25 protein-coding genes are annotated in these 26231 nt (G+C 41.5%); 12 read left to right on the top strand and 13 right to left on the bottom strand.

The genetic code is table 11. From position 1 onward, the window contains the following. Positions 1-9 precede the first annotated feature (9 nt). From larA to B9Y89_RS05665, 4 genes are all read right to left on the bottom strand, one after another. The gene (gene larA, locus B9Y89_RS05650) at positions 10-1284 is read right to left on the bottom strand and encodes a nickel-dependent lactate racemase (protein WP_176222119.1); all 1275 of its coding nucleotides are present in this window, start codon (positions 1282-1284) and stop codon (positions 10-12) included. A 34-nt stretch (positions 1285-1318) separates the two neighbouring features. Continuing rightward, positions 1319-2443 (bottom strand): 2-keto-3-deoxygluconate permease, encoded by a 1125-nt coding sequence (locus B9Y89_RS05655; RefSeq protein WP_085522256.1) that lies wholly within the window; start codon positions 2441-2443, stop codon positions 1319-1321. Positions 2444-3008: 565 nt separating this feature from the next. After that, positions 3009-3776: a DUF4367 domain-containing protein gene (locus B9Y89_RS05660; protein WP_085522257.1), complete on the bottom strand. Its 768-nt coding sequence runs from the start codon at positions 3774-3776 to the stop codon at positions 3009-3011. Positions 3777-3804: 28 nt separating this feature from the next. Then, positions 3805-4527 carry a hypothetical protein gene (locus tag B9Y89_RS05665; RefSeq protein WP_085522258.1) on the bottom strand — a complete coding sequence of 241 codons (723 nt, stop codon included), beginning with the start codon at positions 4525-4527 and terminating at the stop codon, positions 3805-3807. 298 nt (positions 4528-4825) lie between these two features. Here B9Y89_RS05665 and B9Y89_RS05670 point away from each other — a divergent pair, with 298 nt between their 5' ends. From B9Y89_RS05670 to phnE (B9Y89_RS05705), 8 genes are all read left to right on the top strand, one after another. Then, entirely contained in the window at positions 4826-6601 is a 1776-nt protein-coding gene (locus B9Y89_RS05670) for a sigma-54-dependent Fis family transcriptional regulator (RefSeq protein WP_085522259.1), read from the top strand. A 113-nt stretch (positions 6602-6714) separates the two neighbouring features. Continuing rightward, positions 6715-7686: a 2-keto-3-deoxygluconate permease gene (locus B9Y89_RS05675; RefSeq protein WP_085522260.1), complete on the top strand. Its 972-nt coding sequence runs from the start codon at positions 6715-6717 to the stop codon at positions 7684-7686. A 27-nt stretch (positions 7687-7713) separates the two neighbouring features. Then, positions 7714-9036, top strand: coding sequence for a four-carbon acid sugar kinase family protein (locus B9Y89_RS05680; RefSeq protein ID WP_085522261.1), 1323 nt, complete (start codon positions 7714-7716; stop codon positions 9034-9036). Next, entirely contained in the window at positions 9023-10024 is a 1002-nt protein-coding gene (gene pdxA / locus B9Y89_RS05685) for a 4-hydroxythreonine-4-phosphate dehydrogenase PdxA (RefSeq protein ID WP_085522262.1), read from the top strand. The genes B9Y89_RS05680 and pdxA overlap by 14 nt, the downstream gene beginning before the upstream one ends. Positions 10025-10366: 342 nt before the next feature. Then, positions 10367-11311, top strand: a complete 945-nt coding sequence (locus B9Y89_RS05690; RefSeq protein WP_085522263.1) for a phosphate/phosphite/phosphonate ABC transporter substrate-binding protein — start codon at positions 10367-10369, stop codon at positions 11309-11311. Between the two features lie 182 nt (positions 11312-11493). Continuing rightward, a complete protein-coding gene (gene phnC, locus B9Y89_RS05695; protein ID WP_085522264.1) occupies positions 11494-12294 on the top strand; it encodes a phosphonate ABC transporter ATP-binding protein in 801 nt (266 codons plus the stop codon). Further along, a complete protein-coding gene (phnE, locus tag B9Y89_RS05700) occupies positions 12263-13093 on the top strand; it encodes a phosphonate ABC transporter, permease protein PhnE (RefSeq protein ID WP_254901187.1) in 831 nt (276 codons plus the stop codon). Before phnC ends, phnE (B9Y89_RS05700) begins: the two co-directional genes overlap by 32 nt. Next, complete coding sequence (gene phnE / locus B9Y89_RS05705; RefSeq protein WP_085522265.1) at positions 13093-13899, top strand: phosphonate ABC transporter, permease protein PhnE; 807 nt, start codon at positions 13093-13095, stop codon at positions 13897-13899. The genes phnE (B9Y89_RS05700) and phnE (B9Y89_RS05705) overlap by 1 nt, the downstream gene beginning before the upstream one ends. 455 nt (positions 13900-14354) lie before the next feature. Here phnE (B9Y89_RS05705) and thpD read toward each other — a convergent pair whose 3' ends face one another. From thpD to B9Y89_RS05730, 5 genes are all read right to left on the bottom strand, one after another. Further along, positions 14355-15239, bottom strand: coding sequence for an ectoine hydroxylase (gene thpD / locus B9Y89_RS05710; protein ID WP_085522342.1), 885 nt, complete (start codon positions 15237-15239; stop codon positions 14355-14357). A gap of 37 nt (positions 15240-15276) precedes the next feature. Further along, a complete protein-coding gene (locus B9Y89_RS05715; RefSeq protein WP_085522266.1) occupies positions 15277-15663 on the bottom strand; it encodes an ectoine synthase in 387 nt (128 codons plus the stop codon). A 14-nt stretch (positions 15664-15677) separates the two neighbouring features. After that, positions 15678-16943 (bottom strand): diaminobutyrate--2-oxoglutarate transaminase, encoded by a 1266-nt coding sequence (gene ectB / locus B9Y89_RS05720; RefSeq protein WP_441351466.1) that lies wholly within the window; start codon positions 16941-16943, stop codon positions 15678-15680. A gap of 33 nt (positions 16944-16976) precedes the next feature. Then, positions 16977-17504, bottom strand: a complete 528-nt coding sequence (gene ectA / locus B9Y89_RS05725; RefSeq protein ID WP_254901188.1) for a diaminobutyrate acetyltransferase — start codon at positions 17502-17504, stop codon at positions 16977-16979. 475 nt (positions 17505-17979) lie between these two features. Then, entirely contained in the window at positions 17980-18771 is a 792-nt protein-coding gene (locus B9Y89_RS05730) for an SDR family oxidoreductase (protein ID WP_085522268.1), read from the bottom strand. Positions 18772-18966: 195 nt separating this feature from the next. Here B9Y89_RS05730 and B9Y89_RS05735 point away from each other — a divergent pair, with 195 nt between their 5' ends. Beyond that, positions 18967-19272, top strand: coding sequence for a YrhK family protein (locus B9Y89_RS05735; RefSeq protein WP_139822729.1), 306 nt, complete (start codon positions 18967-18969; stop codon positions 19270-19272). Positions 19273-19365: 93 nt separating this feature from the next. Continuing rightward, the gene (locus B9Y89_RS05740) at positions 19366-19575 is read left to right on the top strand and encodes a DUF1657 domain-containing protein (RefSeq protein ID WP_085522270.1); all 210 of its coding nucleotides are present in this window, start codon (positions 19366-19368) and stop codon (positions 19573-19575) included. A gap of 53 nt (positions 19576-19628) precedes the next feature. Here the strand turns inward: B9Y89_RS05740 and B9Y89_RS05745 are convergent, their stop codons facing one another. After that, positions 19629-19970, bottom strand: coding sequence for a DUF4363 family protein (locus B9Y89_RS05745; protein WP_176222120.1), 342 nt, complete (start codon positions 19968-19970; stop codon positions 19629-19631). 80 nt (positions 19971-20050) lie between these two features. On the opposite strand from B9Y89_RS05745, the gene B9Y89_RS05750 reads away from it, so the two are divergent. Together B9Y89_RS05750 and B9Y89_RS05755 are read left to right on the top strand one after the other, a co-directional pair. After that, positions 20051-20911, top strand: coding sequence for a DUF421 domain-containing protein (locus tag B9Y89_RS05750; RefSeq protein ID WP_085522272.1), 861 nt, complete (start codon positions 20051-20053; stop codon positions 20909-20911). A gap of 215 nt (positions 20912-21126) precedes the next feature. Then, on the top strand, positions 21127-22098 hold the full coding sequence (locus B9Y89_RS05755) for an LCP family glycopolymer transferase (protein WP_139822730.1): 972 nt from the start codon (positions 21127-21129) through the stop codon (positions 22096-22098). A gap of 913 nt (positions 22099-23011) precedes the next feature. Here the strand turns inward: B9Y89_RS05755 and B9Y89_RS05765 are convergent. From B9Y89_RS05765 to B9Y89_RS05775, 3 genes are all read right to left on the bottom strand, one after another. Beyond that, positions 23012-23830 (bottom strand): carbohydrate ABC transporter permease, encoded by an 819-nt coding sequence (locus tag B9Y89_RS05765; protein WP_085522274.1) that lies wholly within the window; start codon positions 23828-23830, stop codon positions 23012-23014. 1 nt (position 23831) lies between these two features. Continuing rightward, positions 23832-24773, bottom strand: a complete 942-nt coding sequence (locus B9Y89_RS05770; protein ID WP_254901198.1) for a carbohydrate ABC transporter permease — start codon at positions 24771-24773, stop codon at positions 23832-23834. 148 nt (positions 24774-24921) lie between these two features. Next, positions 24922-26220 carry an ABC transporter substrate-binding protein gene (locus B9Y89_RS05775; RefSeq protein ID WP_085522276.1) on the bottom strand — a complete coding sequence of 433 codons (1299 nt, stop codon included), beginning with the start codon at positions 26218-26220 and terminating at the stop codon, positions 24922-24924. Between the last annotated feature and the right edge of the window lie 11 nt (positions 26221-26231).

Raw genomic sequence — 26231 nt, forward strand, 5'->3', positions numbered from 1 at the left:
ACCCCCCTACTACTTATGAATGGTTTCGTTAACATAAGGAATGGTTAATGGACCAAGCGGCATAACAGCAATAGATGCATCTGGTCCATACTTTTGCTTAAGCCTGGCAATCGTCTCTTCAATGTTATGAATGGGCTCCAGCATAGCTCGCTTAACATCATCATCTGTTAGGGATGAATAGACATACACATCTGCCCAGACTTGGACCATCGCTTGCTTTTGCGCCTGCCATTGGTCAAATTTCGAGAACGCCGGATCATTGATTTTATCAAGGAGTTCTTGAGGTGTCTGACACAACTGCAGTATTTCACCATAATTACCGTGATCGGGAATACCGTCACTGCATTCAACCGCACAAAGAATGGCACCATCCTCTTTCACAATTTTATGGGCAGCACTCATGCCTTTGACCGCTTGGTATAGATTTTGATCCAATGGATAACCACTATTAGTTGTTAAGACAATATCAAACCTATCATCACAACCTGCCATTGCATGCTCACGAACGTACTCAGAGCCTTGTCGGTGAGCTTGTATAACGTCACCGGAAAAATATTCAGTAATCTCTTTTTCACCATTCAGCGTGACATTGAACATAAAGTCAGGCTTACACATCTGTGTGATCTCTGTTGCTTCACCTTGAACTAAATTGCCTTCAATCAGACCCCACGTACTATTCGGGTGACCGATCATTTTGGCATTGTGGAAATGCATGATCGTATCAATCCCTGCAATCCCCGGCATGATGCCTTTGGGGCCGCCGCTAAAACCCGCAAAAAAGTGCGGTTCGATGAATCCGGTTACAATCTTAAAATCACTTTGAACGTAGGCTTTGTTTAAGTAAACTTCGGCACCATATGAACTTCTGCCAAGGTAAACCTGTGTATCCTTGTCAAACGCATTATTGTTAATCACTCTTACGGAATCGACAACGTCTTGTCCAAGCATTTGAATTAGTTCTTCACGCGTATTGTCTCGATGACTCCCAGTACCATTGATGATAATAAAATTTTCCCTAGGGACATGCGATAACTCTTCTAATAACCAAGGAACCATTTTATGATTAGGCGTCGGCCTAGTGATATCACTAATAACAATAGATACCGTATCCGTAGGCTGAACCATTTCCCTCAGAGAGGGTGTACCAATTGGATGCCTTAAGGATTCAATGGCTTTCCCCTTCTCATCATCCAAACCTGGAATATGTTTGGGCGTAATTAATACGGCGTCATCAGGGACCTCAACATTAAGTCCGTCTTTTCCATATGAAAGGTTTACCTCCATCAATGTCTCCCCCTTATATAAATCTCATCGTCGGCTACTGCGATGCCGATTGTGAATCTTTAGATACATGCTTCTGTTGTTTAAATTCTTCACGGGTGCCATCAATTCCTTTCTTGCGCTGATGTCGATCCCATAGAATAACGGCTAATGGACATAAGATAGCTGTGGTCAATGTTGAAAGTGATATCTGAATCGTAGCTAGATCAGCGATATTTTGGAATTCTTGAGCCCTTTGCGTCGACATTAACCCTGAATTGGCAGCAGCTGCAGCCGCCGTTGCAATAGCTGTCGGTGTCGCCGCAGCATTTCCTGCTGTGGATGCTTCCGCAATACCTGCAATCTGACTTTTTTCTCGAAACAGTTTTAGCACACCGATCCCAATCAGACCCGTTAATAATGTCGTCATAATGCCTAATGTAACGCCCGCACCAACGACCTTTGGATTGAAAAAGTTAATGAAATTCATACCTGCACCAAGGGCAAATGAAAAAAATGGGATTGTCAAGGTTTCTCCAGGTTTTAAAAAGTCTCGTAATTCTTGGTCAAGATTGCCTAATAACATACCAATAAGAATAGGTAATAGTACAGAAATAAAGGCTATAAATGGGAATTGTGATCCCATCATCCCTAACGCTAATAAGGTAAAAAACGGCCCATCGTTCAAAGATAAAATGGCCACAGCACCCACATCGGAACGGTTGCCATACTGACCGGTTAATGCCGCAAACATACCGCCATTACTGTTTGTCATGGCTGCTATAATCGCTAATGAAGATAGACCCAGAAGACCATTCATCGGATCAAAAAACAGACTGAATGTATAACCCACAGTGAGTCCTGTTAAATATTTTGATAGAGTGACTAATACCCCTTTTTTAAGAGACTTCCCCCCTACTTTTAGATCCATTTGACTTCCTGCGCAAAAAAGGAACATAGCAATTAAAGTTAATGAACCCGTCTTAAATAAAGCTTCTGTGAATCCTCCGATTTTAAAAAATTCATAATACCCATTTTCAGTTGGTGACGCTCCAAGTGCCTTAAGAATGGATTCTATAAATGGTAAATGCGCTTGATCAATTGTATTGAGTAATGCACCAAGCATTAAAGGAACAACCATTAATCCGCCAGGCACTTTCTGGATTGTTTTCATGATTCGCATAGCTTAACACCCCTTTTTTGTATACTGTTTTATGTATACGATTTCATCTTATTGTAAATTTAAATCGTCAATACAAACATAGGCTAATTGAACGAAATTTCGAATAATGAACGTCATTTTTTTGTATACTTTGTCCTTGAACCGTGTTAAAGCTCTGATATAACATCAGCAAAATCATTTTGATATATTTGATCAATAGTGTTGCATTAATTATTTCTGATGATGACAAAACAATATGAATGTTGAATAATTTAGAAAATGAATATATTAATCGTCGATTAGCAAGGACTCCATATCCTGTCTTCAAGATTACCGTCGTCCTGTGAATCGTGAGGTAATTAGCGTTAATGTACTAATTTGGGCGTTTCTAGGTTTAAAAACAAAAAAGAAATCAAAAAGGGAGATCTCAAAATTAAGACCTCCCTTGATTAGTAGCTTATTCTACTTTTTGGTTATTAGTATGACCTAAGTACTTCTTCGGATCCTTAGAACGCAACCAGCCATAATTGGAAACTTTTTCGCATAGTTTCGTGAAATTAAATCCCCATCTGGATATAGGTGGGGATTATTTGACGCTTTTTGGGAAGTTCAGGTTTGTAGAAGCTGGTAAAGATTTAGCTAATTTAGTGGCTTCTGTTTTGTTAAGGTTTCCAGATAGAACGATGAGATTACCTCTGTCAAAATAATAAAGAGATGAATTTCCAAACTTATCTTTTGAAATATATCCTTTAATCCCGTCCTTCAAATTGACTTCTTCCGTGTCTGGACCACCATCAAATGAAAACCTTTTAAATTTAGATATTGTTACAATCTTATCCTTTTTTACAAACGTCCAAGTTTTACTATTTTTTTCTAAATCTAAGTTTGTGGCTCTATAATGATCCATAGGTAATGATAATCCATCTTTATCGGTAAAGCTTTCCCCTTTATTAGCGTCTATGCGAATGATTCCTCTTATCTTCCACTTACCTTCCTTTTCGTAAAGGAAAACACCGAAGTTATTTTTCCCTTCAGGAGAATGAATGGTAAGAATACTTTTATCACCGAGGAACGTTTCACTAATTACATCCGACTCTTTGGGATATTCGCTTTCACCATTTTTAAAAAGCACTTCAAATTGCTGCAATATAGCAGTTGATGGGGAATCGGCATCTTCTGAGGGATCATGGATTTTTACACCTTTTACTTCCTTTTTTTGATATTCTTCATCGTTGTTTGTCGTGTTTGCTTCCACTTGATTCTTTTCTTCTGTTTTTGGGTCATCCTGCTTACAAGCAGTCAGAGCTAAAGAAAGCAATGTAAATGCAAAAAATAGTAAGATTGACTTTTTCATGATTCCCCACCTTCCCAATATCTCTTGCTTAATAATAGTTTGCTGTTTTAGCTAATTTAGCCTTATATTTGGGTCCATCAGCACTAATCCATTGTTTTTGGGGCTGGTCACAATTACTTGTTAAGTAGTAATAGTATCCTGCCCAATCTTCAGACATGGTTCCATATTCAATCCACCCCTTATCCCCAGGTTGAACGGTTATAGTAGTTGATTGAGAAACATACCAACTTTTAGTTGCGCCAATTTCAAAACCAACTTGCGCCTCAATGACGCCCATATTATAACTACCAGAAGCATTCACTTTACCAGAGACTGTAGCAGTCGTGGAAAGTTGTGATGTTTCTGTTAAGGGGTCAGACGTTTGGTTAATCACGACCGATCCTTTAGCGTCATTGCCTTCTGATTCAAAATAATCGTCTTGCTTTGTACCAGCGTATTCATATCCTGCATAACAGGCATAATCCTTAGAAGGCGATTCAGCGGTCTTGGATAATTGAAGAGTTGATGATTTACCTAAAGGGCGTAAATTTGTAGCATCCTGCTTACCAACATTAACAGGTTTGTCTCTATTCAAAAAGTCTTCCCATTTATCCTGTGGTAGCTGTTTAGCTTCTCCATCTACAAAATATGTAATGGCTTGGATTTTTTCTGAATCATCTTCAGCGGCTGAAACAGATAAACCTCCTCCAAGAAGGAATGAAGCTGATAGTGCGGCTGTACTTAGAACCTTAAACACCTTTCCCTTTTTCATTTTTATAATCACCATTCCTTTTTAATTATTAAATCTTAAAATGGTGGCCACCAATTTTTAAAATTGTATTTATATTTGTAACATAGTGTTTTTTATGGTAAATGAATTGTTGCCGATCTAATTCAAAAGTATCAAAATACGGATAATAGTTGTCGCGTTTGTCGTTCCTTAGGAATTTTTCCTTTTTTGCTCTGAAGGGTAAAAACTATTTAACTTAAATTTTCCAATCCTATTTATGCAACTCTAGTGATATTTGATACAATAGAAAACAAGTCATTGAATATAAGGGAAGTCTGCTATGAACATATTAGGCATTGCGCCATATCCAGGCATGATGGAGATCATGCGCTCGATGGCTAAAGAAGATCCGACCATTCATATTGACGTTTATTTCAAAAATCTGCAGGACGGACTCCATCTTGTTAAGGAAACCGATATACAGCAATATGACGTCATCGTCAGCCGTGGCGGTACGGCAGCGCTGATTCGAGAACACGTAGAAATCCCTGTGATTGATGTTAAAGTATCCGGCTACGACTTACTTCGTGTCCTAACCCTCGTGGACGGTTATAACGGTAAAGCTGCGATTCTTGGGTTCTCTAACGTTACTCAAGGGGCTTCAGCTATCTGTGATATATTAAATATTGATATTGATATATTTACAGTACGACATGAGAATGAAGTTGAACCCAAAATCAAAGACATTAAAGACCAAGACGTCCATCTTGTGATCGGTGATGTGATTACTGTGGAAACGGCGCAAAGATTTGGCATGCAAGAAATCCTTCTAACGTCCGGAGAAGAATCGATTAGAGAAGCGTTTACCGAGGCAAAAGAAATCACACATTCATTTAGGACGTTGCAAAACCAAACAACCGTTTATAAAGAAGCCTTAAATAACTCCCATCGCGGTGTCGTCATATTAAATCAGCATTGGCATGTTATCTATCAAAATCAGCCGGCTAAACAATGGCATATTCATGAACATTTGATGGACAACACGCAATTACACATGATATTTAAAAACAACGATGATCCAACGACGATTGACAATATACCCATCCAGGTTAATCAGGCGCTTTTCAACCTTTCAGGCAAAGTCTTTAACCATAACGATGATAGTTACTATATCTTATATATTGATTCATTGATCAATAAAGACTGCAAGCACCAAGGGATGAGCATTAAAGAACTCTCACAAAATCCTGATAATGCTTTTCTGCGCATCAATGGTTCCAGCGAAGCCATCACTAAGACAACTCAGCTTGCCCGGCAACTCGGCAATATGCCGATTCCGATTTGGATTTATGGAGAAGCCGGTACTGGTAAGTCGCTGTTTGCTGAAGCCATTCAAACGTCGCGAAGTTACCATCATCTCATTGTTGTCAATATCACGGAAATGCCGTCTGATAAACGAACTTACATCTTATTCGGAGACGAGCAGAACCCAGGCATGTTGACTGGCATCCAAGTAAGCGGTCTTTGTATAAAAGGGCTAGAATCCTTATCCAACAGCGAAGCCGATGATTTTAACCGTTATTTACTTCAACAGCAGGATCTGCTAAATAAAATCATTGTCGTCAGTTCAGAGTCACCGGCAGACATCAGCAATATAAGTCCGGCTCATGCAACCTTAGTTTCGTCATTAAGCAAAGGGATGGTTGAAATACCACCGCTTCGCCACAGAAAAGAAGATATTGAAGACTTAGTTAAACTCTTTATCGCTGAATATAATACTCGATACGGTAAGCAGGTGGTTGGAGTTGCTCCGGATCTTCTCGCTGAACTAAAAGCCCATGATTGGCAGAATAATATTCAACAGTTACGACAGACTGTTGAAAAATTCATCATCCATACAACAGGGGCTTACATTCAACCAACAGAGGTCCTCCATATATTGCAAGAATTAAAAACAAAGCCTAATCAAGGCCATCACCAAAATGTATCAGGAACCTTACAGGAAATTGAACAGCAGATTATCAAGCAAGTTCTGGAAGAAGAAAACATGAATCAATCAAAAGCAGCCGAACGCTTAGGCATTAACCGAACAACACTCTGGCGCAAGCTTAAATAGCTTGCGCTTTTTTTATTAAAAAACATATTGCATTTTGAAACGCATTCATTTAGTATATTTATGTAAGCGCTTATCAATTGTTTATTTTTACAACACATCAAAGGAGTGTTAACATGCAACTTAAGAAAGGGATGGAAAAGGTTCCTGGCGGTATGATGGTTATACCTTTATTGATGGGCGCGGTGATTAACACCTTCTTTCCTGATCTACTCCGGATCGGAAACTTTACACAAGCGTTGTTTGTTGACGGCGCGAGCACGCTCATCGCCCTGTTTCTTTTATGTACAGGAGCACAAATTAATCTTAAAAACTTTGGCGTCAGTCTAGCAAAGGGTGGCACATTGCTCCTTACGAAGTGGATTGTCGGTGGTGCCGCAGGACTCCTTGCTATCTCACTGGCCGGTGACAATGGTCTATGGTTAGGTTTGGCACCTCTCGCTGTCATTGCAGCTATGACGAATAGTAACGGCGGTTTATATGTCGCTTTGGTCGGGGAATACGGCAAGGAAGATGACAAGGCCGCTTACTCATTACTTGCTTTAAATGACGGACCATTTTTGACTATGGTTGCATTATCATTGTTCGGAGCGATGGGCTTTGTCGATAGTTTCTTCACGATTTCATCCTTCATCGCAGTGTTATTGCCAATCATTGTTGGGATGGTGCTTGGTAATTCAGATGAAAACTTTCGCGATTTTCTTGGCAAAGGGAGTGACATGCTTATTCCTTTCTTTGCCTTTGCTCTAGGTATGGGCATTGATTTTCAAGCCATTATTGATGGTGGACTAGCTGGTATTGCTCTTGGTCTTATGACAGTATTCATTACAGGAACTGTCGGTTACTTTATATTCAAAGCTTTGGGTTGGAATCCGATCGTAGGTGCTTCTGAAGGGTCAACGGCCGGAAATGCCGTTGCAACGCCAGCCGCCATTGCTACTGCGAGCGCCAATTTTGCTGGTTTGGCAGACATTGCCACTGTCCAAGTCGCCGCATCAACCGTGACAACGGCCATTTTGTTACCGATATACATTGGCTTCTTAGCCAAAAGACGACAGAAAAAAGCGCAGACGACCATCTCTGCATAGACAAGATTGCTTAACGGAGAGGATATTATGACCGCAAAAGATACAACGGTTGATCCATACAACATGATTGGTGTCATTGCCGATGACTTAACAGGAGCCAATGATAGTGGTGTCCAATTCACTAAAAAAGGTTATCCAACCACCGTTTATTTCGAAGGCCATCAAGTTAAGGCTGATGAACATGGCGCGGTCGTTCTTAATACCGATACAAGAGCTCAAGCACCAGATGACGCTTATCAAGCATGCCAAAAAGCGGCACAAGCGTTAAGACAATTAGGCTGTCAATCTTATTACAAAAAGATTGACTCAACATTAAGAGGAAACATCGGTGTTGAAATAGAGGCAATAGCTAAAGAAACCCAGCCTGATTTTGTGATTGTTGCTCCGGCGTTTCCGAGTAACGGTCGAACAACATTAAACGGGATTCACTACCTTGATGGTATCAAGGTTTCAGAGACAAATTTAGCTCATGATCCCAAAACACCAGTTACCGACGCATCTATTTTAAATCTATTAAACCAGAACACAAGCGATCTTCGTGCCGAAGTCATCCCATTATCTGTCGTAAGAGATCCCCAAACAATCTGGGGAGCCTTACTGGAGCAAAAGAAACAAAACGGTGTCAATAGCCTTATTTTTGATGCAGAGACCGATGCGGATTTGCACACCATCGTTCAATCGCTTAATAAAGAAGGCAATGATTATTTATGGGTTGGTTCCGCCGGATTGGCAGAACACTTTACGGAACAAAAACAAGATCAATTGACTGGCATCCCCTTTCAACCGGGATCACAGACACTGACCGTTTCCGGAAGTCTTTCGCCGGTAACAGCCGAACAAATTGAGGAACTCTTGGCATTACCATCAACCAAGGGCATCAAACTCAACCCTCTAGATGTGCTTGATCAGGAATACAATGTTAAACAAGCAGTGATCAAGGATGCCGTCGACTTCCTGAATCGGAATTACGATGTTGCCTTGTATTTGGACTATAGCCGGGCAACCTATGATCAAACAATCGCAAAAGGCAAAGACCTTGGCTATACGAACGCCCAAATCAGTCAGATTTTATCGTGCTATATCGGCGAAATATCTAAGGCAATCATTGACCAAAGTCAGCAAACCCATCTTATATTAACCGGCGGTGATACCGCATTGGACGTTTGCCAGGCACTGGGTGTCTCAGGTATGGCACTCTTAAGTGAGATCGAACCCGGAATTCCACTTTCACGCCTTCTTTCCAGTGAAAGCTGTTTTTTAATTACGAAATCCGGGAGTTTCGGCCATAGGTATTCCTTGGTTCATGCCGTTAATACGCTTAAAGGAGACGATCATCATGCAGCAAAATAAACCCGTGATTGGGATTACGATGGGTGATCCCTCAGGTGTAGGACCCGAAATTATTGTCAAAGCTCTGCAAAAACAAGAACTCCATGATCAATGTATTCCGCTCGTTATCGGCGATGCTAAGATGCTTAGACGCGCCGTTCAAATATTAGCTATTGATACAGAAATCAATGTGATACAAGAGCCGCGAGAAACAGAAGTGAAACCTTATTATATAAATTGTATCGATATAGATTTACTACCTGAAAATCATCCATTTGGGGAAGTGAGTGAAACATCAGGGGACGCGGCATTCCAATTTTTGAAAAAAGCCATCGAGCTCGCCGGTAACGGGAACATTGATGCTATTTGTACAGCACCTTTGAATAAAGAAGCGCTCCACTTAGCCGGACATAATTATCCCGGCCATACAGAAATTTTGGCTGAATTAACGGGAACCGAGAATTATTCGATGATGTTATCTTCGCCAAAACTTAAAGTCATCCATGTTACAACACATATTGGGTTGATTGACGCCGTTCAGAAGATCAACCATGAACGGGTCTACACCGTGATTAATCTCGCGGATCGGACACTTAAAGATGCCGGTTATGAACAACCCAAAATTGCTGTCTGCGGGATTAATCCGCATGCCGGTGAAAATGGTCTATTTGGTTATGGCGAAGAAGAGGAAAAAATTATCCCGGCGGTTACAAAAGCTCAAGATGAGGGAGTGAATGTTGAAGGCCCATTGCCCGCGGACACCCTCTTTTTCCGGGCATCCCGAGGGGACTTTGATATCGTTGTTGCGATGTATCATGATCAAGGTCATGGACCGATCAAAGTATTAGGTCTTGAGGCAGGAGTAAATATTACAGTGGGTCTACCGATCATCCGTACCAGTGTTGATCACGGAACCGCTTTTGATATCGCTGGAAAGGGCTTAGCTGATGAACGCAGTCTTGAAGAGGCTATCCGTCAAGCTATTGAATTATCACCTTCCCAATCCTAAATAACATGAACTACTTTGGGTCAATACTCCACGATTTTTTAAATCGTGGAGACTATATAGTCATGAATTGAAACCGCTTTCATAACCATGTATTAATGCCTCCATTCATCGATACTGTTTTTCAAAAATGGCGACAAATTTCATTGAACGAAATTTATCAAGACCCTTTCAAATTTAGACAAACACTGGTATCTTAATTTATGGAGAGGATGAAACGTCTCGCTTTTTGTAGAATTTTTAATTTTGTAATGGTTTTGTTAAGAATTTGGCTGACATATGGAAATTAAGCGGGCGTTGCGTCATAATCCAAATAGACGATCAAAATAAGGGGGAAATTGATTGATGAAAAGGTTAAGTGTATTCTTAGCTGCTATCATGATAGTATCTATGCTTGCTGCCTGCGGTAATAGTGAGGATAACAGCGGCGGTAGTGGTAACAGTGAAGGTGGAGGGGAAACACCTGAAAAACTTGTCATGGGATTCGTTCCATCACAGGATTCCGGAAAAATTGCTAGTACAGCTGAACCATTGGCCAAAAAATTGGGTGAAACAATTGGCAAAGACGTCGAGGCCAAGACGATGACCAGTTATAGTTCCCTTGTTGAAGCCCTTGGCAACAATACAGTCCAAATCGGATTTTTACCGGCTTTCGGCTATGTATTGGCAAGCAGCAAATACGACATGGATGTTATTTTAAAGTCAAAACGTAATGGCGGCACGACTTATACAGCTCAATATATTGTTCGTGCTGATTCACCTGTTGATAGTCTGGATGACTTGAAAACACACGCCAAAGATATGACTTGGGCTTACAGTGACGCTTCTTCAACATCCGGTTACTTGTACCCTGCTGCTCAGTTAATGAAGACATTTGATATTGATAATACAACAGCACTGCAAAACGATTTCTTTAAAGGCGTGCAAAAAACAGGCGGTCATGATAACACAGCCATTGCCGTCATGAACGGTCAAGCAGATATCGGAACGACCTTTGACGATGTCCGCGATACCATGGTTAAAGACAATCCAAAAATTAAGGACAAAACAAAGATCATTGGTCATACGGCTAAAATTCCAAATGATACTGTAACGGTACCTGCATCTCTAGATGATGAACTGACTCAAAAAATCAAAAAGGCATTTCTTTCCTTTAACAATAATGAAAAAATGATTAAAATTATGAATGAAGTTTACAATTGGGAAGCCATTGTTGAGGCAAAAGACAGTGACTACGACGTTGTTCGCGAAACTTACAACAAACTTGGGGGCAACATCTCGCTTAATTAATGTAGAACGATTTTACCTACCCGAGATAGATTCAATTTGATATGAAAAATCATAGGGAGAAGCATGCACTTCTCCCTATATCATTGTTTAACAACCTCTAATAAGTGTCTTCGCTAAAATGTTATGTAGTGTTCAGCGAAGCGTGTGCCCCTATTTTTTGAATGTGAAAAGGAGAGCTCGTAATGATCACTTTTAAAGATGTCTCCCTCGTTTACCCCAACGGTACAAAGGGATTAAAGAATATTAATACCACCATTAATGAAGGGGAATTTATTGTCATCGTCGGATTATCGGGTGCTGGTAAATCAACTTTTATCCGCAGCATTAACCGCATGGTAACCCCAACGAGCGGTGAACTTCTTGTTGATGACGAAAACATCCTCAACTACAAAGGCAAAAATTTACGGCATTTACGCACAAAAATAGGTATGATTTTCCAGAATTATAACCTTGTCAACCGGTCTAGCGTGATGAAAAATACAATCAGTGGCCGTCTGGGACATACCGGAACATTACGAAGTATTTTAAACCTTTACTCTAAAGATGACCGGGCGATGGCTTACGACAATTTAAAGCGCGTTAACATTGACGACCGCATATACAACCGTGCTGATCAGTTGAGCGGTGGGCAGCAGCAACGCGTCAGTATCGCCCGTGTGCTCACTCAAGAACCCAATGTGATCCTTGCTGACGAACCTGTCGCCAGCCTCGACCCGCCAACGTCACACCAAGTCATGACTTATTTACGTAAAGTTAATCAAGAAGATAACATCACGACAATTGTCAACCTTCACTTCATTGATATGGCGATGGAATATGCTGATCGGATTATCGGCATGCGTGATGGCGAAGTGGTTTTTGATGGGCCCGTCAGCGAAGTAGATGAACAAACCTTTGAAAGGATCTATGACCGGCCGATTCATGATGATGATTTGAGAGGAAGTGGGACGGATGAGTCAGCCTCAAAAGATGAATCAAAATAATCAACAATCTATCAATACTAAAGGCTATGCCATTTATCCTAAGAAATTAAAACTACAAATCTCAATCATTTTTATTCTTGTACTTCTTTTCTATGCAGTTAGTTTGATCCGGACCAAGGCGAACTTTGGCGAATTAATCTTAAATATTGATGTCGTTTTTAATAAAATGATTAGCATGTTCCCGCCTAATTGGGCTTATATTTCCGCAGCTATTGATCCGTTGATCGAAACCATCCAAATCGCCGTGATCGCAACCCTTATAGCTGTCATTATTTGTATACCATTGAGCTTATTATCGGCTAATACCGTGGTGACGAATCAATATGTGTATCAATTTTTCCGTACCATTATGAATATTATTCGAACAATGCCCGATATTTTACTCGCAACCTTGTTCGTTAGTCTCTTCGGCGTTGGTATTATTCCCGGTATCTTTGCCTTAGTCGTGTTTTCACTCGGTCTGCTTGGCAAATTATTAAGTGAAACGATTGAAACCATTGATCCAAAGCAACTTGAGGCTGTCCGTTCAACGGGAGGTAACATCATCCAGGTCATATGGTACGGCATCGTTCCACAGGTGCTTCCTCAATTCATTTCTTATGGCTTGTATGTGTTCGAGCTTAACGTGCGTGCTTCCATGGTGCTTGGTTTTGTCGGCGCCGGTGGCATCGGTGCGATTATCGATACGCAATTGAACTTCTTACGCTATCAGAATGTTATGGCGATCCTTGTCGTATTATTAGTAGCTGTGATTGTGATAGAAACAATTAGTAACGCCTTGAGAAGGAGGGTTGTCTGATGAAGACTGAACAGGCTCTCCCACCTAAACCGAATAACTATATGAAAAAACGCGCTCGTAACATCGTCATCTTAATCGTTCTTGCAGGTGTCTTGATTTGGGCGATCACCGGCGTTTTTAACAAAGTGGACTGGGCGATGTTTAAGGAAGTCGACGATAACTTTAAGCGCGTCATTCCCGATCTCTTCTCTCCTAATTTTTCAGAGTGGGAGAAGATCATTGGTAAAATCTTCGAAACGGTATTTATCGCTTATGCCGGCACGTTTATCGCTTCGATACTCGCGATTCCATTCGGTTTCTGGGCCGCGAAAAACATGGTCAAGTCACCCATCTGGAACACGCTTGGTAAATGGTTTTTGATTTTGGATCGGACATTTCCTGAGCTGATTCTGGCCATTATCTTCGTTATTTCAGTTGGACCGGGGGCATTTGCTGGTGTTTTGACGATTGGGTTAACCGCCTTTGGCATGCTTGGCAAGCTTTACGCTGAAGTGATTGAAAGTATTGATATGAACGTCGTTGAAGCGATGGAGGCTAACGGGGCCAATAAAATTCAAACCCTATTTTATGGCATTATGCCGCAAGTGTTGCCGCAATTTATATCCTTTGCCCTCTACCGCTTCGAAATCGACATCCGGGCATCAACCATCCTTGGTCTTGTGGGCGCGGGCGGTATTGGTACATTGATTGTCATTACCGCAGCCAATCGTAATTGGCCACAGCTCGGCTTTATCATTATTGCAATTATTGTTGTCGTCATGATTATAGACTACATCTCAAGTAAAATCAGAAGACGCTTAGTTTAAACTCATTCGACGTATCATGGGAGACTGGGACAAAAGTATATTCGTCACAAATCATCCGAACGGGTTTATTAATCTGTTCGGATGATTTGTTGAAAATCGTCATTCCTGTCGCTTCGTCAAAATACTTCGTTTGCCGCGGGCGCCTGGCTTTCATATCTTATGGTTCGGCTTCCTGAATATCCTGTTTTAGATTTGTCCCAGCTTCTTTTTGTATCTTAGTAATAAAAGCGGGCTGTCTATAAGCCCGCTTTTATCAGTTCATTTTAATTTTTGGCTGTTTTCGTAAACTGTGTTGCTATTTTGAGAAGAAGGGTTGATGGCCACTCCAGGATGCTCACCTGTCCCGCTCATCCCGCTGGAGTCTCGCACCTTTCGCTCCAATCAACTTTTTGACACTTTAGCTTGCATAATCCTATTAATAAAACAACAATCTTTTAGAAAAGAGCGTAATTTTTTTAAGATGTCACCGGAATTCTTTCACGCGTCGCGATGAAGTCAGGGCGCGGTTCAGTGCCGGCAAAAGGTTCAACGAGGTGGTTATAAACGCTATTGTAAACCATAAATAAATTGTTACGGTCAAACGGTGTCATGTTACCGCTGGACCCGTGCATGGTATTGCTTTCAAACAAAATGACTGACCCGGCCTTACCGGTTGGGACCGAAATACCACCTCGTTCAACTAACCACTCCAAACTCGCCTGATCCGGGACACCCAATTTCTGTTTTTTCAATGACGTTTTATAATTGGCATTCGGTGTTTTTCCGAGGCAGGAAATAAAGTAATTCTGTGAGCCCGGAACCAACATCAATGGTCCATTAAAGACGTAATTGTCAGACAAGGTTATGGATACACTCACGGCCCGCATCCGCGGCATACCGTCTTCCACATGCCATGTTTCAAAATCAGAGTGCCAATCAAATTCCTTACCCTTGAATCCCGGCTTGTAATTAATCCGTGACTGGTGTATGTACACGTCACTACCAAGCAACTGTTGCACAATATCCGTGAGAGGGTCACTTTTAGCTATAGCCTCAAAATAACTATGGTCACGGTGCACAGCAAAAATGGACCGGATCTCATCACTCTCAGGCTCGCGAATAATCTCGGAAGCTTGTTTGTCATGCTCAGCATCGCGAAGAGCAAAAATTTCTTTTTGCATCTCTTTGACGGATTCATCAGAAAAATAGTTTTCAAGCAACAAGAAGCCATTCTTTTCATAGAATCCAAGTTGCTCCTCAGATAAAGGGCCTTCGCCTGCCCCTTGGCTATGAATCACCGGGTCTTTGCGAAGCGTCATCTCAGTTTCTAACTTTTTTCTTGAAGGATATAAATCTTCCATCAAAACAAGTTGCCTCCTAGATTAAGTTTGATGCATTTTATTCGGTTACAAGCGGGTAAACACCGTTTTCGTCATGTGTTTCTTGACCTGTTAACGGCGGATTGAATACACAAACCATCCGCATATCCGTCTTAGCACGAAGATAATGTTTGTCATGATCATCAAGGGCATACATTGTACCCGCTTTGATCGGATAGACTTTGCCATCTTTTAATGTTTCAACTTCCCCTTCGCCTTCAATACAATAAACGGCTTCAAGATGGTTTTTATACCAAAAATACGATTCTGTACCTGCGTAGATGATCGTGTCATTTAACGCGAATCCCATGTTATCTTTTTTGAGCAAGAATCGACGACTGGCCCATGTCTCACCTTTTGTTTCGTTTTCTGTTCCCTTAATTTCATCTAAACTGACGACATTCATTGTTATCGCTCCTTTTATTTATTAAGCACTTGTTGGATGCTTGTTTCCATGATTTTTAAACCTTCGAGCAAACCTTCTTCATCGATGATGAGCGGCGGTAGCAATTTGGCAACTTCATCCTTAGGTCCCGACGTCTCCATAATTAAGCCATTTTCAAAAGCAGCTTCACATATCTTGCTCGCATATTCCGGAACACCGCAAGCGAGTCCTTGCATAAAACCTCTGCCGCGTTGCTGGGCTTCTAATGCTGGATATGACTTCGCAAACCGGGTCAGATGGCTTTCTATAATATCAGCCTTTTCTTGAATATCTTGGCTTAATGCATCATCTTTCCAGAAATTCAAAGCTTCCATTGCGGTAATAAACGCCATATTATTTCCGCGGAATGTGCCGTTATGCTCTCCAGGCGTCCATTGGTCATATTGTGGTTTGATCAATGTCAACGCCATTGGTAAGCCATAGCCACTAATGGATTTTGACAAACAAATGACATCCGGTTCAATGCCTGCCTGTTCAAAGCTGAAAAATGTTCCCGTTCGTCCGCAACCCGCTTGAACGTCATCAACAATTAGCAACATACCGTATTTGCGACACAATTTCTCAATGCCTTTTAACCATTTGGCGCTGGCTGGGTTAATCCCGCCTTCACCTTGAACGGTTTCGAGGATCACAGCTGCTGGCAAATCAACACCGCTGCCAGAGTCTTGCAAAAATTGATCAATGTAGTTTATCGAATCGGCGGCCTCAAGATATTGGTCATATGGCATTGATACCGCATGGCTTAAGGGGATACCGGCTCCCTTTCGTTTCATGGCATTACCAGTGACTGCTAAAGAACCAATCGTCATACCATGAAAACCGTTGGTAAAGCCGATGATCTGGTCGCGCCCTGTCACTTTACGTGCAACTTTTAACGCGCTTTCGACAGTGTTTGTTCCTGTTGGTCCTGGGAACATGACCCTATAATCCATTCCCCGTGGTTTTAAGATGACGTCATTGAACTGGTTAAGAAAGTCAGCACGGGCAGTGGAGCCCATATCTAGACTATGGGAGATACCATCTTCACTGATATAGTCAATTAGCTTTTCTTTCATTTGCTCATTGTTGTGACCGTAATTCAGGGCACCAGCACCAGCAAAGAAATCGATATATTCGCTCCCCTCAGTATCCCAAATCTTATAATCTTTGGCTTTTTGAAATACAGTCGGGAAACTCCTGCTATAGCTTCTAACCGAAGATTCGTAATTCTCAAAAACTTCCATTTTATGATCTTTTGTCATTGTCGCCATGTATTGACCTCCAGAAAAATTTTATTAAGTCATCGGGCCGATTCGATATGTCATTTCATCTTCATGCTGATCCTCGGGAAATTGTTCACTGGCAAAGCATATGTCAACCTCACATTCAGTATGTAAGGTGTTTGCCAATTTTTTAAATAGTGACTGGGATGGAACATTTGATGGGGATACGGTTGCCTCAAGAAATCTCACTGATCGGCAAACCTTCCGACCTAATAGATGATGTAACATGGCCGTCCCTAAGCCGCGGCCTCTTTGTGATTCATCAACCGCAACTTGCCAGACAAACACCACATCCGGGGATTCCGGTAGGATGTACGCGGAAATAAAACCGACGATTGTTTCGTCCTGCTCCGCAATAACTGTGGTGCTTGAGAAATACTTACACCACATCAAATATTGATAGGATGAATTGAGATCCAATACACCGGCATTTTTAATCAACTTCCAAATAGCTGCCCCATCACCGTCATTTGATGGACGAAGCACGGTGCCGTCTTCTCTTTCCTCATGCATAGGGGATACGGTAACATGGGCTGTCATGGATTCGCTACTAATCGTTTCACCTCCCTGAATATATGACTTATCTTTCTTATTTATATAGGTTAAGGGATATTTTATGAAAACCCAAATCGTTCTGAATACGATGACAAGCGATCTGGAATAATGTCCCTTAGTTAAGTAAGCTTACAGACCTTAGATGCTAATTCTCTTTCACAGACGACCAATGGCTTTGAATTTTTAGACATCCGTGTGGCTTAAGTCCTTTTTTAAACGCTCTTCTCTAAAAGATTGTTATTTTTTGATTGGAGCGGAAGGCGTGAGACTCCTGCGGAAAAAGCAACAGCTGAAGCCCCCGCAGGAAGTGGTTTTCTTCCGAGGAGACTGAAGCGTTGCCCGCGGAAAGCGAGCGCCTGGAGCGGAAATCAACAGTCACGTTAACAGAGCCTAAAAATATGAGGCATCCCGAAGTCTGTAAGGGCTTAGGGACACCTCGTCCTGGGTAATCGTATATGGATTACAAAGCTTTCACTTGTCCACCATCAACAACGAACGCTTGGCCGGTCACATAGGTGTTGGCGCCTGAACCGAGAAACGTGATCACGCGGGCAAATTCTTCTGGTGTTCCGTAACGTCCAAGGGGTATCGCTTGTTCTTGTTGACTGCGAATATCATCATCAGAAACATCGAGTTCACTAGCCCGGAGATGATCCAATTTTTTAACGCGATCGGTACCAATACGTCCCGGACCTATGGTATTAACTAAAATATTGTCCTCACCTAGTTCCTGAGACAAACTCTTGGACAATCCAATCATGCCCGTTCGAAAGACATTGGATAGAATTAAGTGATCAATGGGTTGTTTGAATGAAGATGAAGCAATATTAATGATGCGTGCGGCGCCACTCTTTTTCATATGCGGCAAAGCTTGACGCGTCGTCCGGACGAAGCTCAACAAATTCAATTGAAACGCATACTCCCAGTCCTCATCAGAAAACTCCTCAAATCGCCCAGCCGGCGGACCACCACTGTTATTGATGAGTACATCGACACCGCCATACTGCTCGACCGTCGTCGCAATAAGACCCTTAATATCATCAGCTTTTGTCATATCACACACTTGATAGTTTACATTAGCCCCTTCGACCTCAGCTCTGATATCAGCCTGTGCCGCCTGAAGTTTGTCTTCATCACGACTAGCAATCATCACGTTGGCCCCCTCTTGTGCAAATCCTTTCGCTGTCGCTAATCCTAGACCATCACTTGCCGCTGTCACAATCACGGATTTGTTATTTAAGTGTAAATCCATCCTGGTCACGCCTTTCATTCCTATAAGGGTTTTAAAAAAAAACATCTCTATAATATGAATTGGCCTTTACCTTAACGAATTCCTGCAAGTCGCGGGGACAAAAATATAACATTAAGCGTCATCACTGAGACAAGGATTCAAACATACGTTATAAATCATAAAAATCGGGAAATGAGTGAATGGGGTGATGGAAAAGTGACAACTAAGGATGAGTTAACACAAAATACTGATTCGGAAATTGACATTTACTTTGGACATCATGAGATTGTCATAAAAAAACGGTACGAATTTTTTTATAATCTCAATGACATAATGATTGCGGTTTGGTTCCTTGTTGGAAGTATTTTCTTTTTCTGGTCGGCCACTAAGGATCCTGGCATATGGTTGTTTGTTTTGGGCAGTGCTCAACTGCTTATTCGCCCGTTTATTCGGATTATCCGAAAGATCCATTTAAAACAGGTCAATCCCTCGAGTTCAGACACATCATCAAAAACGAACTAGGCCTCCCTCTTTTGCCAATTGGTGTTATTAACTGAATAGATATTCGTTTGTCGAGGCATCGTAAAGATGAAAACTTTAAGGAGGGACCCGTTAATGACCGTTGCCAGCCAAGTTAAGCAGGCAGTAGCAAGTCTAAAAAGCGCGCAGGCTAATTTAGAAACCTTTGCATTACAAACCCAAGATCCGGTTGCTAAACAAACATATTCTGACGCTGCTACTCAGGCACAAACTTTGGTAACCAATGTCGAATCGCGCCTTCAAGAGATCGAACAAGAGGAGCCCCAGTACAAAAGTTTTCAATAAATGAAAAATGGGATGCGGCTTTAACAAGTCACATTCCATTTTCATTTAATAAATTAATTATCCATGTAAATGGACTCCACATACCCATTTATTGTCGCAAGTCCTTTTTTCACTTCTAAAACATCCTTCTCTTCTAATGCAGGGATGAGCTTGTTCATTTCACGACTGATACTTTCATATTCCTGTTCATCACCCAAAAATTGCAATTTTAACTTTTGATCTTGATAGGCATCTTTAAGGTCGTTAACTTTAGAGGTCGCTTGTTTCCACTTTTTTTGATCGACAAGATGACTAATGATGTCTGTTTTTTTTAAGATGACGCTATTTTCCGCAGAACAACCTGCCATCGTCAACGTGAATACTGATATAGAAAGACATAAAAGCCATTTTTTCATCCTAACACCTCTCTTCTGTATGCTTTTCTTCATTTTGCCCAACAATGATAAAAAGAATGATTTATCAGAGGAGTGATCACATGCCTGAGCCATATGTAATTCTCGTACGTTCACTCATTGCTTTTATTGTCGTATTAACATTTGCCCGTCTAATGGGAAAGAAGCAGATCTCCCAATTAACATTTTTTGACTATATCGTTGGCATCACCATTGGCAGTATTACCGCGACACTCGCGATTAACCAAAATATTAGAATCATATATGGACTGATTGGTTTATTTGTATGGGGCATACTCCCAATCCTTTTCGGTTGGCTATCCATTAGATCGAACATTTTCCGCAAACTTGTAGAAGGATCGCCAACGAAGTTGATTGAAAATGGTCAAGTCCTTGAACGCAATTTACATCAAGCAAAAATGAGTGTTGATGATCTTACGACAATGTTAAGAGAAAAGAATGCCTTCAATTTATCTGATGTGGAGCTCGCTGTGCTTGAAACAAATGGGAAGGTCAGTGTGATGAAAAAGGCCAATCAACAACCGCTTACTCCAAAAGATATGGATCAAACAGTTGAGGACAGCCATGAACCAAAGATTCTCGTTGTTGATGGCCACCTTTTACAAGAGAATTTGCATCAATTAGGTTACACTAAGGAATGGTTGCTTGGGGAATTACAAAAGCAAGGCGCAAATGATTTCTCTAATGTCTTCCTTGCGCAAATCGACTCAAAGGGTCGTGTTTATGCGGACTTGTATCATGATAGGCTCAAAATCCCGAAAGTTCAACAACGGGCATTAGTTTCTGCCCAATTAAAAAAAGTTCAGGCTGATCTTGAAACATTTGCCCAGCAAACAAATAATGAAGGCGCTAAGCAAATGTACAGCGACCAAGCACAGCAACTTAAACAAACAACGGAAACACTCAAACCCTATTTAAAGTGATAACTAGATTAATTTCTAAATATCCTCAATGAGCCTGAAACCTAACCACCCCCCATATCGTCTAATTTGACGAATCATTATTATTAAGAACACATTTTGTTGTTTCCCGGGAAATAAAACAGGATTCTGTCGATTTTTTATATTCAACCGGTACATGTAGTGTTAAAATAATTGATGATGCATAAATATAGTTGTATGATTTGGGGGACATTCATTTGAAAAAGAGACGGGTGGTATTTAAATCCTTTCTCCTGTTTTTCCTTGTCGTATTTCTTGTTCTACTAGGAACAGGTGCTTACGCTTATTACACTTATGATTCTGCTAAAACAACGGTTAATGATGATATGCATGAAAGCGTGAAAAACATTGATGAGACAAAGGCTCCAGATACAGAGAAGAAACCTGAGCCTATCAATGTTTTGCTCATGGGTGTTGATGAACGGCCTGATGATCCCGGCCGCTCAGATGCCCTAATAGTATTAACGCTCAATCCACAGAAAGATGCGATGCAAATGGTTAGTATCCCGCGGGATACACGAACAACCATTGTCGGAAAAGGTTATAAGGATAAAATCAACCACTCCTACGCTTTTGGTGGAACGAATATGACCGTCGGAACCGTAGAAAATTTTACTGATGCAGAAATGGATTATTATGTAAAAATCAACATGCAAGGTCTGCCCGATGTCGTAGATGCTGTCGGTGGCATTACGGTTCATAATACCTTGGATTGGCATGACGAAGGCTACTATAAGAAAGGCTATCATTACAAGAAAGGTGATATCCACCTTAATGGTGAACAAACGATTGGTTTTGTCCGGATGCGTCACAAGGACCCTAATGGCGACTTTGGAAGAAATAAACGACAACGGAAAGTCATAGAAGCGATTATTGACAAAGGAGCCAGCTTTTCTTCAGTGACTCGTGTTCAAGATATCCTTTCAACTCTAGGTGACAATGTCAAAACCAACATGGCTTTCGATAACATGAAAAATTTGTTCCTGAATTATCGTAATGCCCGCCAGAATGTTAAACAATACGAAGTTCAGGGTAATGGCACAAAAATCAACGGTATCTACTATCTTCAAGTGCCTCAGAAAGAGCGACAAAAGGTTCACCAAATGATTGGTTCTATGAACCAGACGGATGCAAAGAAAAACATGAACGCCTCTGCAGCAAAAGATTAACATCTGCCTATTTTAACGAGACTGGGACAAATTTAAAACAGGATACTCAGGAAGCCGAACCAATAAGATATGAAAGCAAGGTCTAAGCGTCGTCAAAATTCGTAGACGCCTGTGGGAACAGCACGAACGCCTTAGAATATACTTCTCTGAAAAGGCTTGAAGATGCAGGAGCACGTACGCCTTAGAATATGCTTCTCTGAATGGGCTTGAAGATGCAGAAGCACGAGCCTCAGTCCACTTGGTCAAGGGGGGCTGAGATCGTGCCCGCGACAAGCGATGGATTTTGACGAAGCGATGACAGGAATGACGGTTCTAAACAAATCATCCGTACGGATAATAAACAAGTTCGGATGAGTCTATGCCCTATATACTTCTGTCCCAGTCTCACTTTTGTGTTCCATTGCTACATGTTATTCCAATGATTTTTCTCTAATTTTAATAAGCACCCTTATCGGAAAAGAGTCGCTGTCGCTTCTTGTTGTGGATTTTGGACTGTGGGGGATGTAGAAAGTAATCGACGGGTAAACCCAGTATTTCAGTAATCAATTGGATTTGCTGATAATAGATCTTTGGGTTGGGGCTTGTACCGGTAAATATCTTATTCATGGTCGGCCTGGAGATACCGGTTAGATGAGAAAATGTTAATTTTGAGTAACCACGGAGCTGCATATACCAAAGCATATTAGCACCTATGGTTTCCCGATGATCGTATAACTCCAATAAAAATCACCTCACAATATTTCCTTTTATTATACATAATTCTCCAAGTGTTTTTAAGTATTTTTTTAATATCATTAAAATTTTGCGCACTGGATGAACTTTCTTATCACTAAAAAGAGGATGCCCTCATTAATCAGACACCCTCACCCATAGAAATTGTATTAATATCACATTTCATTGACGACCAAATCGACTACCCTTTGACAGAGCCGGCAAGCATTCCGCGGATAAAGAATTTCCCTAGGAAAATATATACGAGCAATGTCGGCATCGCTGCAAGCAGTGCTCCGGCCATTTGCACGTTCCACTCGACAACTTGACTTCCAGCTAGATTTTGCAGGGCGACCATCACCGGTTGTTGGTCTGGCGACGTAATCGTCACGGCGAACAAAAACTCATTCCAAATGTTGGTGAATTGCCAAATCGCGACGACAACAAATCCAGTAATGGAAAGCGGAAAGATAATGTGCCGATAGACTCGCAAAAAACCGGCTCCATCAATCTGTGCCGACTCAATCATAGCCTTTGGAATGTTGGCGTAAAAATTGCGGAACATCAAGGTCGTAATCGGAAGCCCGTAGACCACATGAACAAGTACAAGACCCGGAATCGTATTATAGAGGCCAATACTCTGAATAAATTGGATCATGGGTATCAAAATACTTTGATACGGAATGAACATCCCGAACAAAATCGCGGTAAACACCCAATCTGATCCTTTAAACTTCCACTTGGATAGGACATAACCATTTAAGGATCCTAGCAAAGCCGACAGTAATGTTGCGGGCACAACGAGATAAATGGAATTCATCAAATTAGGAGCTAGTTTTGAAAAGGCCTGCCCGTAACTAGCAAAATTCAAGGAACTCGGAAGCTCCCACATCCTAGCAAATGATACCTCGTCGAACGGTTTTAGACTGGTAACCAGCATGACATAGACGGGAACAAGAAACGCTAAACTAAAGAGCGCTAACAGAACATAGGTCAAACTTCTGGATACAATTCTCGGCATTTTAACTTTCCCCCTTCCTGCTGGAAATTAAATAAGGCACAATAAAGATGGCGACTAAGATAAGCAATATAATTGCGATCGCGGCGCCTTGGGCATAGAAATTGCCTTGGAAAGTCGTTTCAAACATATAGACCGCTGGCATGTCAGTTACGAAATTCGCCCCAGGTCCTGTCATGGTATAAATCAAATCGAAGATCTTTAATGAAATATGCGCCATCATCACAATGACACCGAATGTAATTGGACGTAATTGCGGCAAAATGACTTTTCGATAGATTTGAAACTCACTTGCTCCATCCATTCTGGCCGCTTCACGTAACTCATCAGGAACCCCGCGCAACCCCGCTAGGTACATTGCCAGTGAAAATCCAGTCATTTGCCACACAGCGGCAATTATGACCGCAATTAATGCCAATGGTAACCCAAATTCGATTTGTCCAATATGAATCGTTGGAAATACTGTCGTGTCGGTATACCATTCAAGGTGCACACCGAATTTTTCTAATAATAAGTTGACACCGGTTTGAGGATTCAAGACCCAACGCCATACAACACCGGTAACAACGAAAGAGAGCGCCATCGGAAATAAAAATATATTTCTAAAAAACGATTCGCCTTTAATATTTTGGTCAATAAGCACGGCTAACAGTTGTCCTAATAGGACCACAGCCGCGATAAAAAAGACGGTGAAGAACAACATGTTGCGCAAATCAGCTTGAAATCGAAAACTATGAAAAATGTATGAGAAATTGTCAAAACCAGCGAACGAAAAGTCAGAAACAAATGAATTCCAATTACTTAAAGACACGTAACCGGTCCATCCAATAAAACCATACACAAATATAGCGAGCAAAATCAATGATGGTAACAAGAAAAGCAGCGCGAGCCATTTATCGGTCGAAAGCGGACTCTTTTTCCGCGTCGCTGTCTTCGGATTGATCAAAGCATTACCTGTTTTTTTCTCTGTATTAACGGATGCCAACGATTTCCCTCCTCCAGTATAAGGAATCATCCAGACCTCCATGGACGTTTATATCATTTTGCGTGAAAAGAAAAAGAGGAAGCTTCAGTTCCTCTTTTTCCCAGAATGTTTACTTGAGCTGTGAACTGGCTTGTTGTAAAGATTGAATCAGTTGATCGACATTCTTTTGCGTAACGAAAATATTGACCGCCTGATTCGCTTTAGTAGCAAAGCCCTCAGGTGCAGCTGAACCGTGAGCCAAACTTGGCGTCAAACTAGCCGATGAAAAATCGTCCATCGTTTCTTGGGCATAGACGTCAAATTTGGAGTGATCGATATCCGTTCTGGCTGGGATCGAACCTTTTAATTGATTAAACTTCACCTGACTTTCCTTTGATGCCAGCACCTTCAAGAATTTTTTCACGTTGTCAGGATTTTCAACGCCTTTAGGCAGCCCGAAGGAATCGTTAATAACCATGAACATGTCATCCGTTCCTGGAGAGGTAAACCATCCGAAATCTTTTTTCGGTTCTAAGTCTTTACTTGTAAAGAAACCTTTGGCCCAGTCACCCATAACCGTCATCGCAGCTTTGCCGTCAACAACCATTTGTGCGGCATCCTGCCAGGCGAGTGAACTATGACCTTTATTAACATAGCCAAGCATTTTCTTAACGGTTTCCGCTGATTTCTTAACAGCAGGATCATCAAACGGTACATCACCATTCCATAGTTGGCGATATTGATCGGGACCAAGATTAGCGAGCAGCGCATTTTCGAACAACATCGTTGCCGGCCACACGTTTTTATCTCCAAGCGCCAACGGTGTAATTCCTTTGGATTTTAGCTTTTCGGCTGCTTTAAAAAAGTCTTCATACGTTTTAGGTTCTTTGATGTTATTGTCTTCAAAGATTTTTTTATTGTAGAAGAAAACGTTGCCGCGGTGAATATCCACGGGTACCCCATAAATGTCACCGTCTTTACTGAGCAGATCGATTAATTCTTTAGGGAATATATCATTCCAACCATTTTCCTCATACATGTCATTCAAATTGGCCATTTTACTGGAATCTACCCATGTCATTAATTCCGCGCCACCGTGGACTTGGAAAGTCGATGGTGGATCCCCGCCTTGCATGCGAGTGGCAAGCACCGCTTTGGCATTGGAACCTGCGCCACCAGCCACGGCTGCATTAGTCACTTCGATATCTGGATATTTGTTATTGAATTGATTCATTAATGCTTTTAGACCGTCAGCTTCACCGCCGGCCGTCCACCAACTGAATATTTCTAAATCACCACTTTTGGAGCCCGATGACCCTCCCTCGGATGAATCGCCAGATCCCTTCGTTTCTGAACTAGAATTACAAGCCGTTAAAACCATGGCAAGCATCATGACCATAGCTAACAACACACTGGACATACGTTTCATGTTTCTACCCC

Source organism: Tuberibacillus sp. Marseille-P3662 (assembly GCF_900178005.1).
Lineage (GTDB): Bacteria > Bacillota > Bacilli > Bacillales > Sporolactobacillaceae > Marseille-P3662.

What these genes read in the sequence shown, in the direction of transcription:
- larA (WP_176222119.1), bottom strand. Translation starts at nt 1,284, where the DNA reads ATGGAGGTAAACCTTTCATATGGAAAAGACGGACTTAATGTTGAGGTC.
- B9Y89_RS05655 (WP_085522256.1), bottom strand. Translation starts at nt 2,443, where the DNA reads ATGCGAATCATGAAAACAATCCAGAAAGTGCCTGGCGGATTAATGGTT.
- B9Y89_RS05660 (WP_085522257.1), bottom strand. Translation starts at nt 3,776, where the DNA reads ATGAAAAAGTCAATCTTACTATTTTTTGCATTTACATTGCTTTCTTTA.
- B9Y89_RS05665 (WP_085522258.1), bottom strand. Translation starts at nt 4,527, where the DNA reads ATGAAAAAGGGAAAGGTGTTTAAGGTTCTAAGTACAGCCGCACTATCA.
- B9Y89_RS05670 (WP_085522259.1), top strand. Translation starts at nt 4,826, where the DNA reads ATGAACATATTAGGCATTGCGCCATATCCAGGCATGATGGAGATCATG.
- B9Y89_RS05675 (WP_085522260.1), top strand. Translation starts at nt 6,715, where the DNA reads ATGCAACTTAAGAAAGGGATGGAAAAGGTTCCTGGCGGTATGATGGTT.
- B9Y89_RS05680 (WP_085522261.1), top strand. Translation starts at nt 7,714, where the DNA reads ATGACCGCAAAAGATACAACGGTTGATCCATACAACATGATTGGTGTC.
- pdxA (WP_085522262.1), top strand. Translation starts at nt 9,023, where the DNA reads ATGCAGCAAAATAAACCCGTGATTGGGATTACGATGGGTGATCCCTCA.
- B9Y89_RS05690 (WP_085522263.1), top strand. Translation starts at nt 10,367, where the DNA reads ATGAAAAGGTTAAGTGTATTCTTAGCTGCTATCATGATAGTATCTATG.
- phnC (WP_085522264.1), top strand. Translation starts at nt 11,494, where the DNA reads ATGATCACTTTTAAAGATGTCTCCCTCGTTTACCCCAACGGTACAAAG.
- phnE (WP_254901187.1), top strand. Translation starts at nt 12,263, where the DNA reads ATGAGTCAGCCTCAAAAGATGAATCAAAATAATCAACAATCTATCAAT.
- phnE (WP_085522265.1), top strand. Translation starts at nt 13,093, where the DNA reads ATGAAGACTGAACAGGCTCTCCCACCTAAACCGAATAACTATATGAAA.
- thpD (WP_085522342.1), bottom strand. Translation starts at nt 15,239, where the DNA reads ATGGAAGATTTATATCCTTCAAGAAAAAAGTTAGAAACTGAGATGACG.
- B9Y89_RS05715 (WP_085522266.1), bottom strand. Translation starts at nt 15,663, where the DNA reads ATGAATGTCGTCAGTTTAGATGAAATTAAGGGAACAGAAAACGAAACA.
- ectB (WP_441351466.1), bottom strand. Translation starts at nt 16,943, where the DNA reads ATGACAAAAGATCATAAAATGGAAGTTTTTGAGAATTACGAATCTTCG.
- ectA (WP_254901188.1), bottom strand. Translation starts at nt 17,504, where the DNA reads ATGACAGCCCATGTTACCGTATCCCCTATGCATGAGGAAAGAGAAGAC.
- B9Y89_RS05730 (WP_085522268.1), bottom strand. Translation starts at nt 18,771, where the DNA reads ATGGATTTACACTTAAATAACAAATCCGTGATTGTGACAGCGGCAAGT.
- B9Y89_RS05740 (WP_085522270.1), top strand. Translation starts at nt 19,366, where the DNA reads ATGACCGTTGCCAGCCAAGTTAAGCAGGCAGTAGCAAGTCTAAAAAGC.
- B9Y89_RS05745 (WP_176222120.1), bottom strand. Translation starts at nt 19,970, where the DNA reads ATGAAAAAATGGCTTTTATGTCTTTCTATATCAGTATTCACGTTGACG.
- B9Y89_RS05750 (WP_085522272.1), top strand. Translation starts at nt 20,051, where the DNA reads ATGCCTGAGCCATATGTAATTCTCGTACGTTCACTCATTGCTTTTATT.
- B9Y89_RS05765 (WP_085522274.1), bottom strand. Translation starts at nt 23,830, where the DNA reads ATGCCGAGAATTGTATCCAGAAGTTTGACCTATGTTCTGTTAGCGCTC.
- B9Y89_RS05775 (WP_085522276.1), bottom strand. Translation starts at nt 26,220, where the DNA reads ATGAAACGTATGTCCAGTGTGTTGTTAGCTATGGTCATGATGCTTGCC.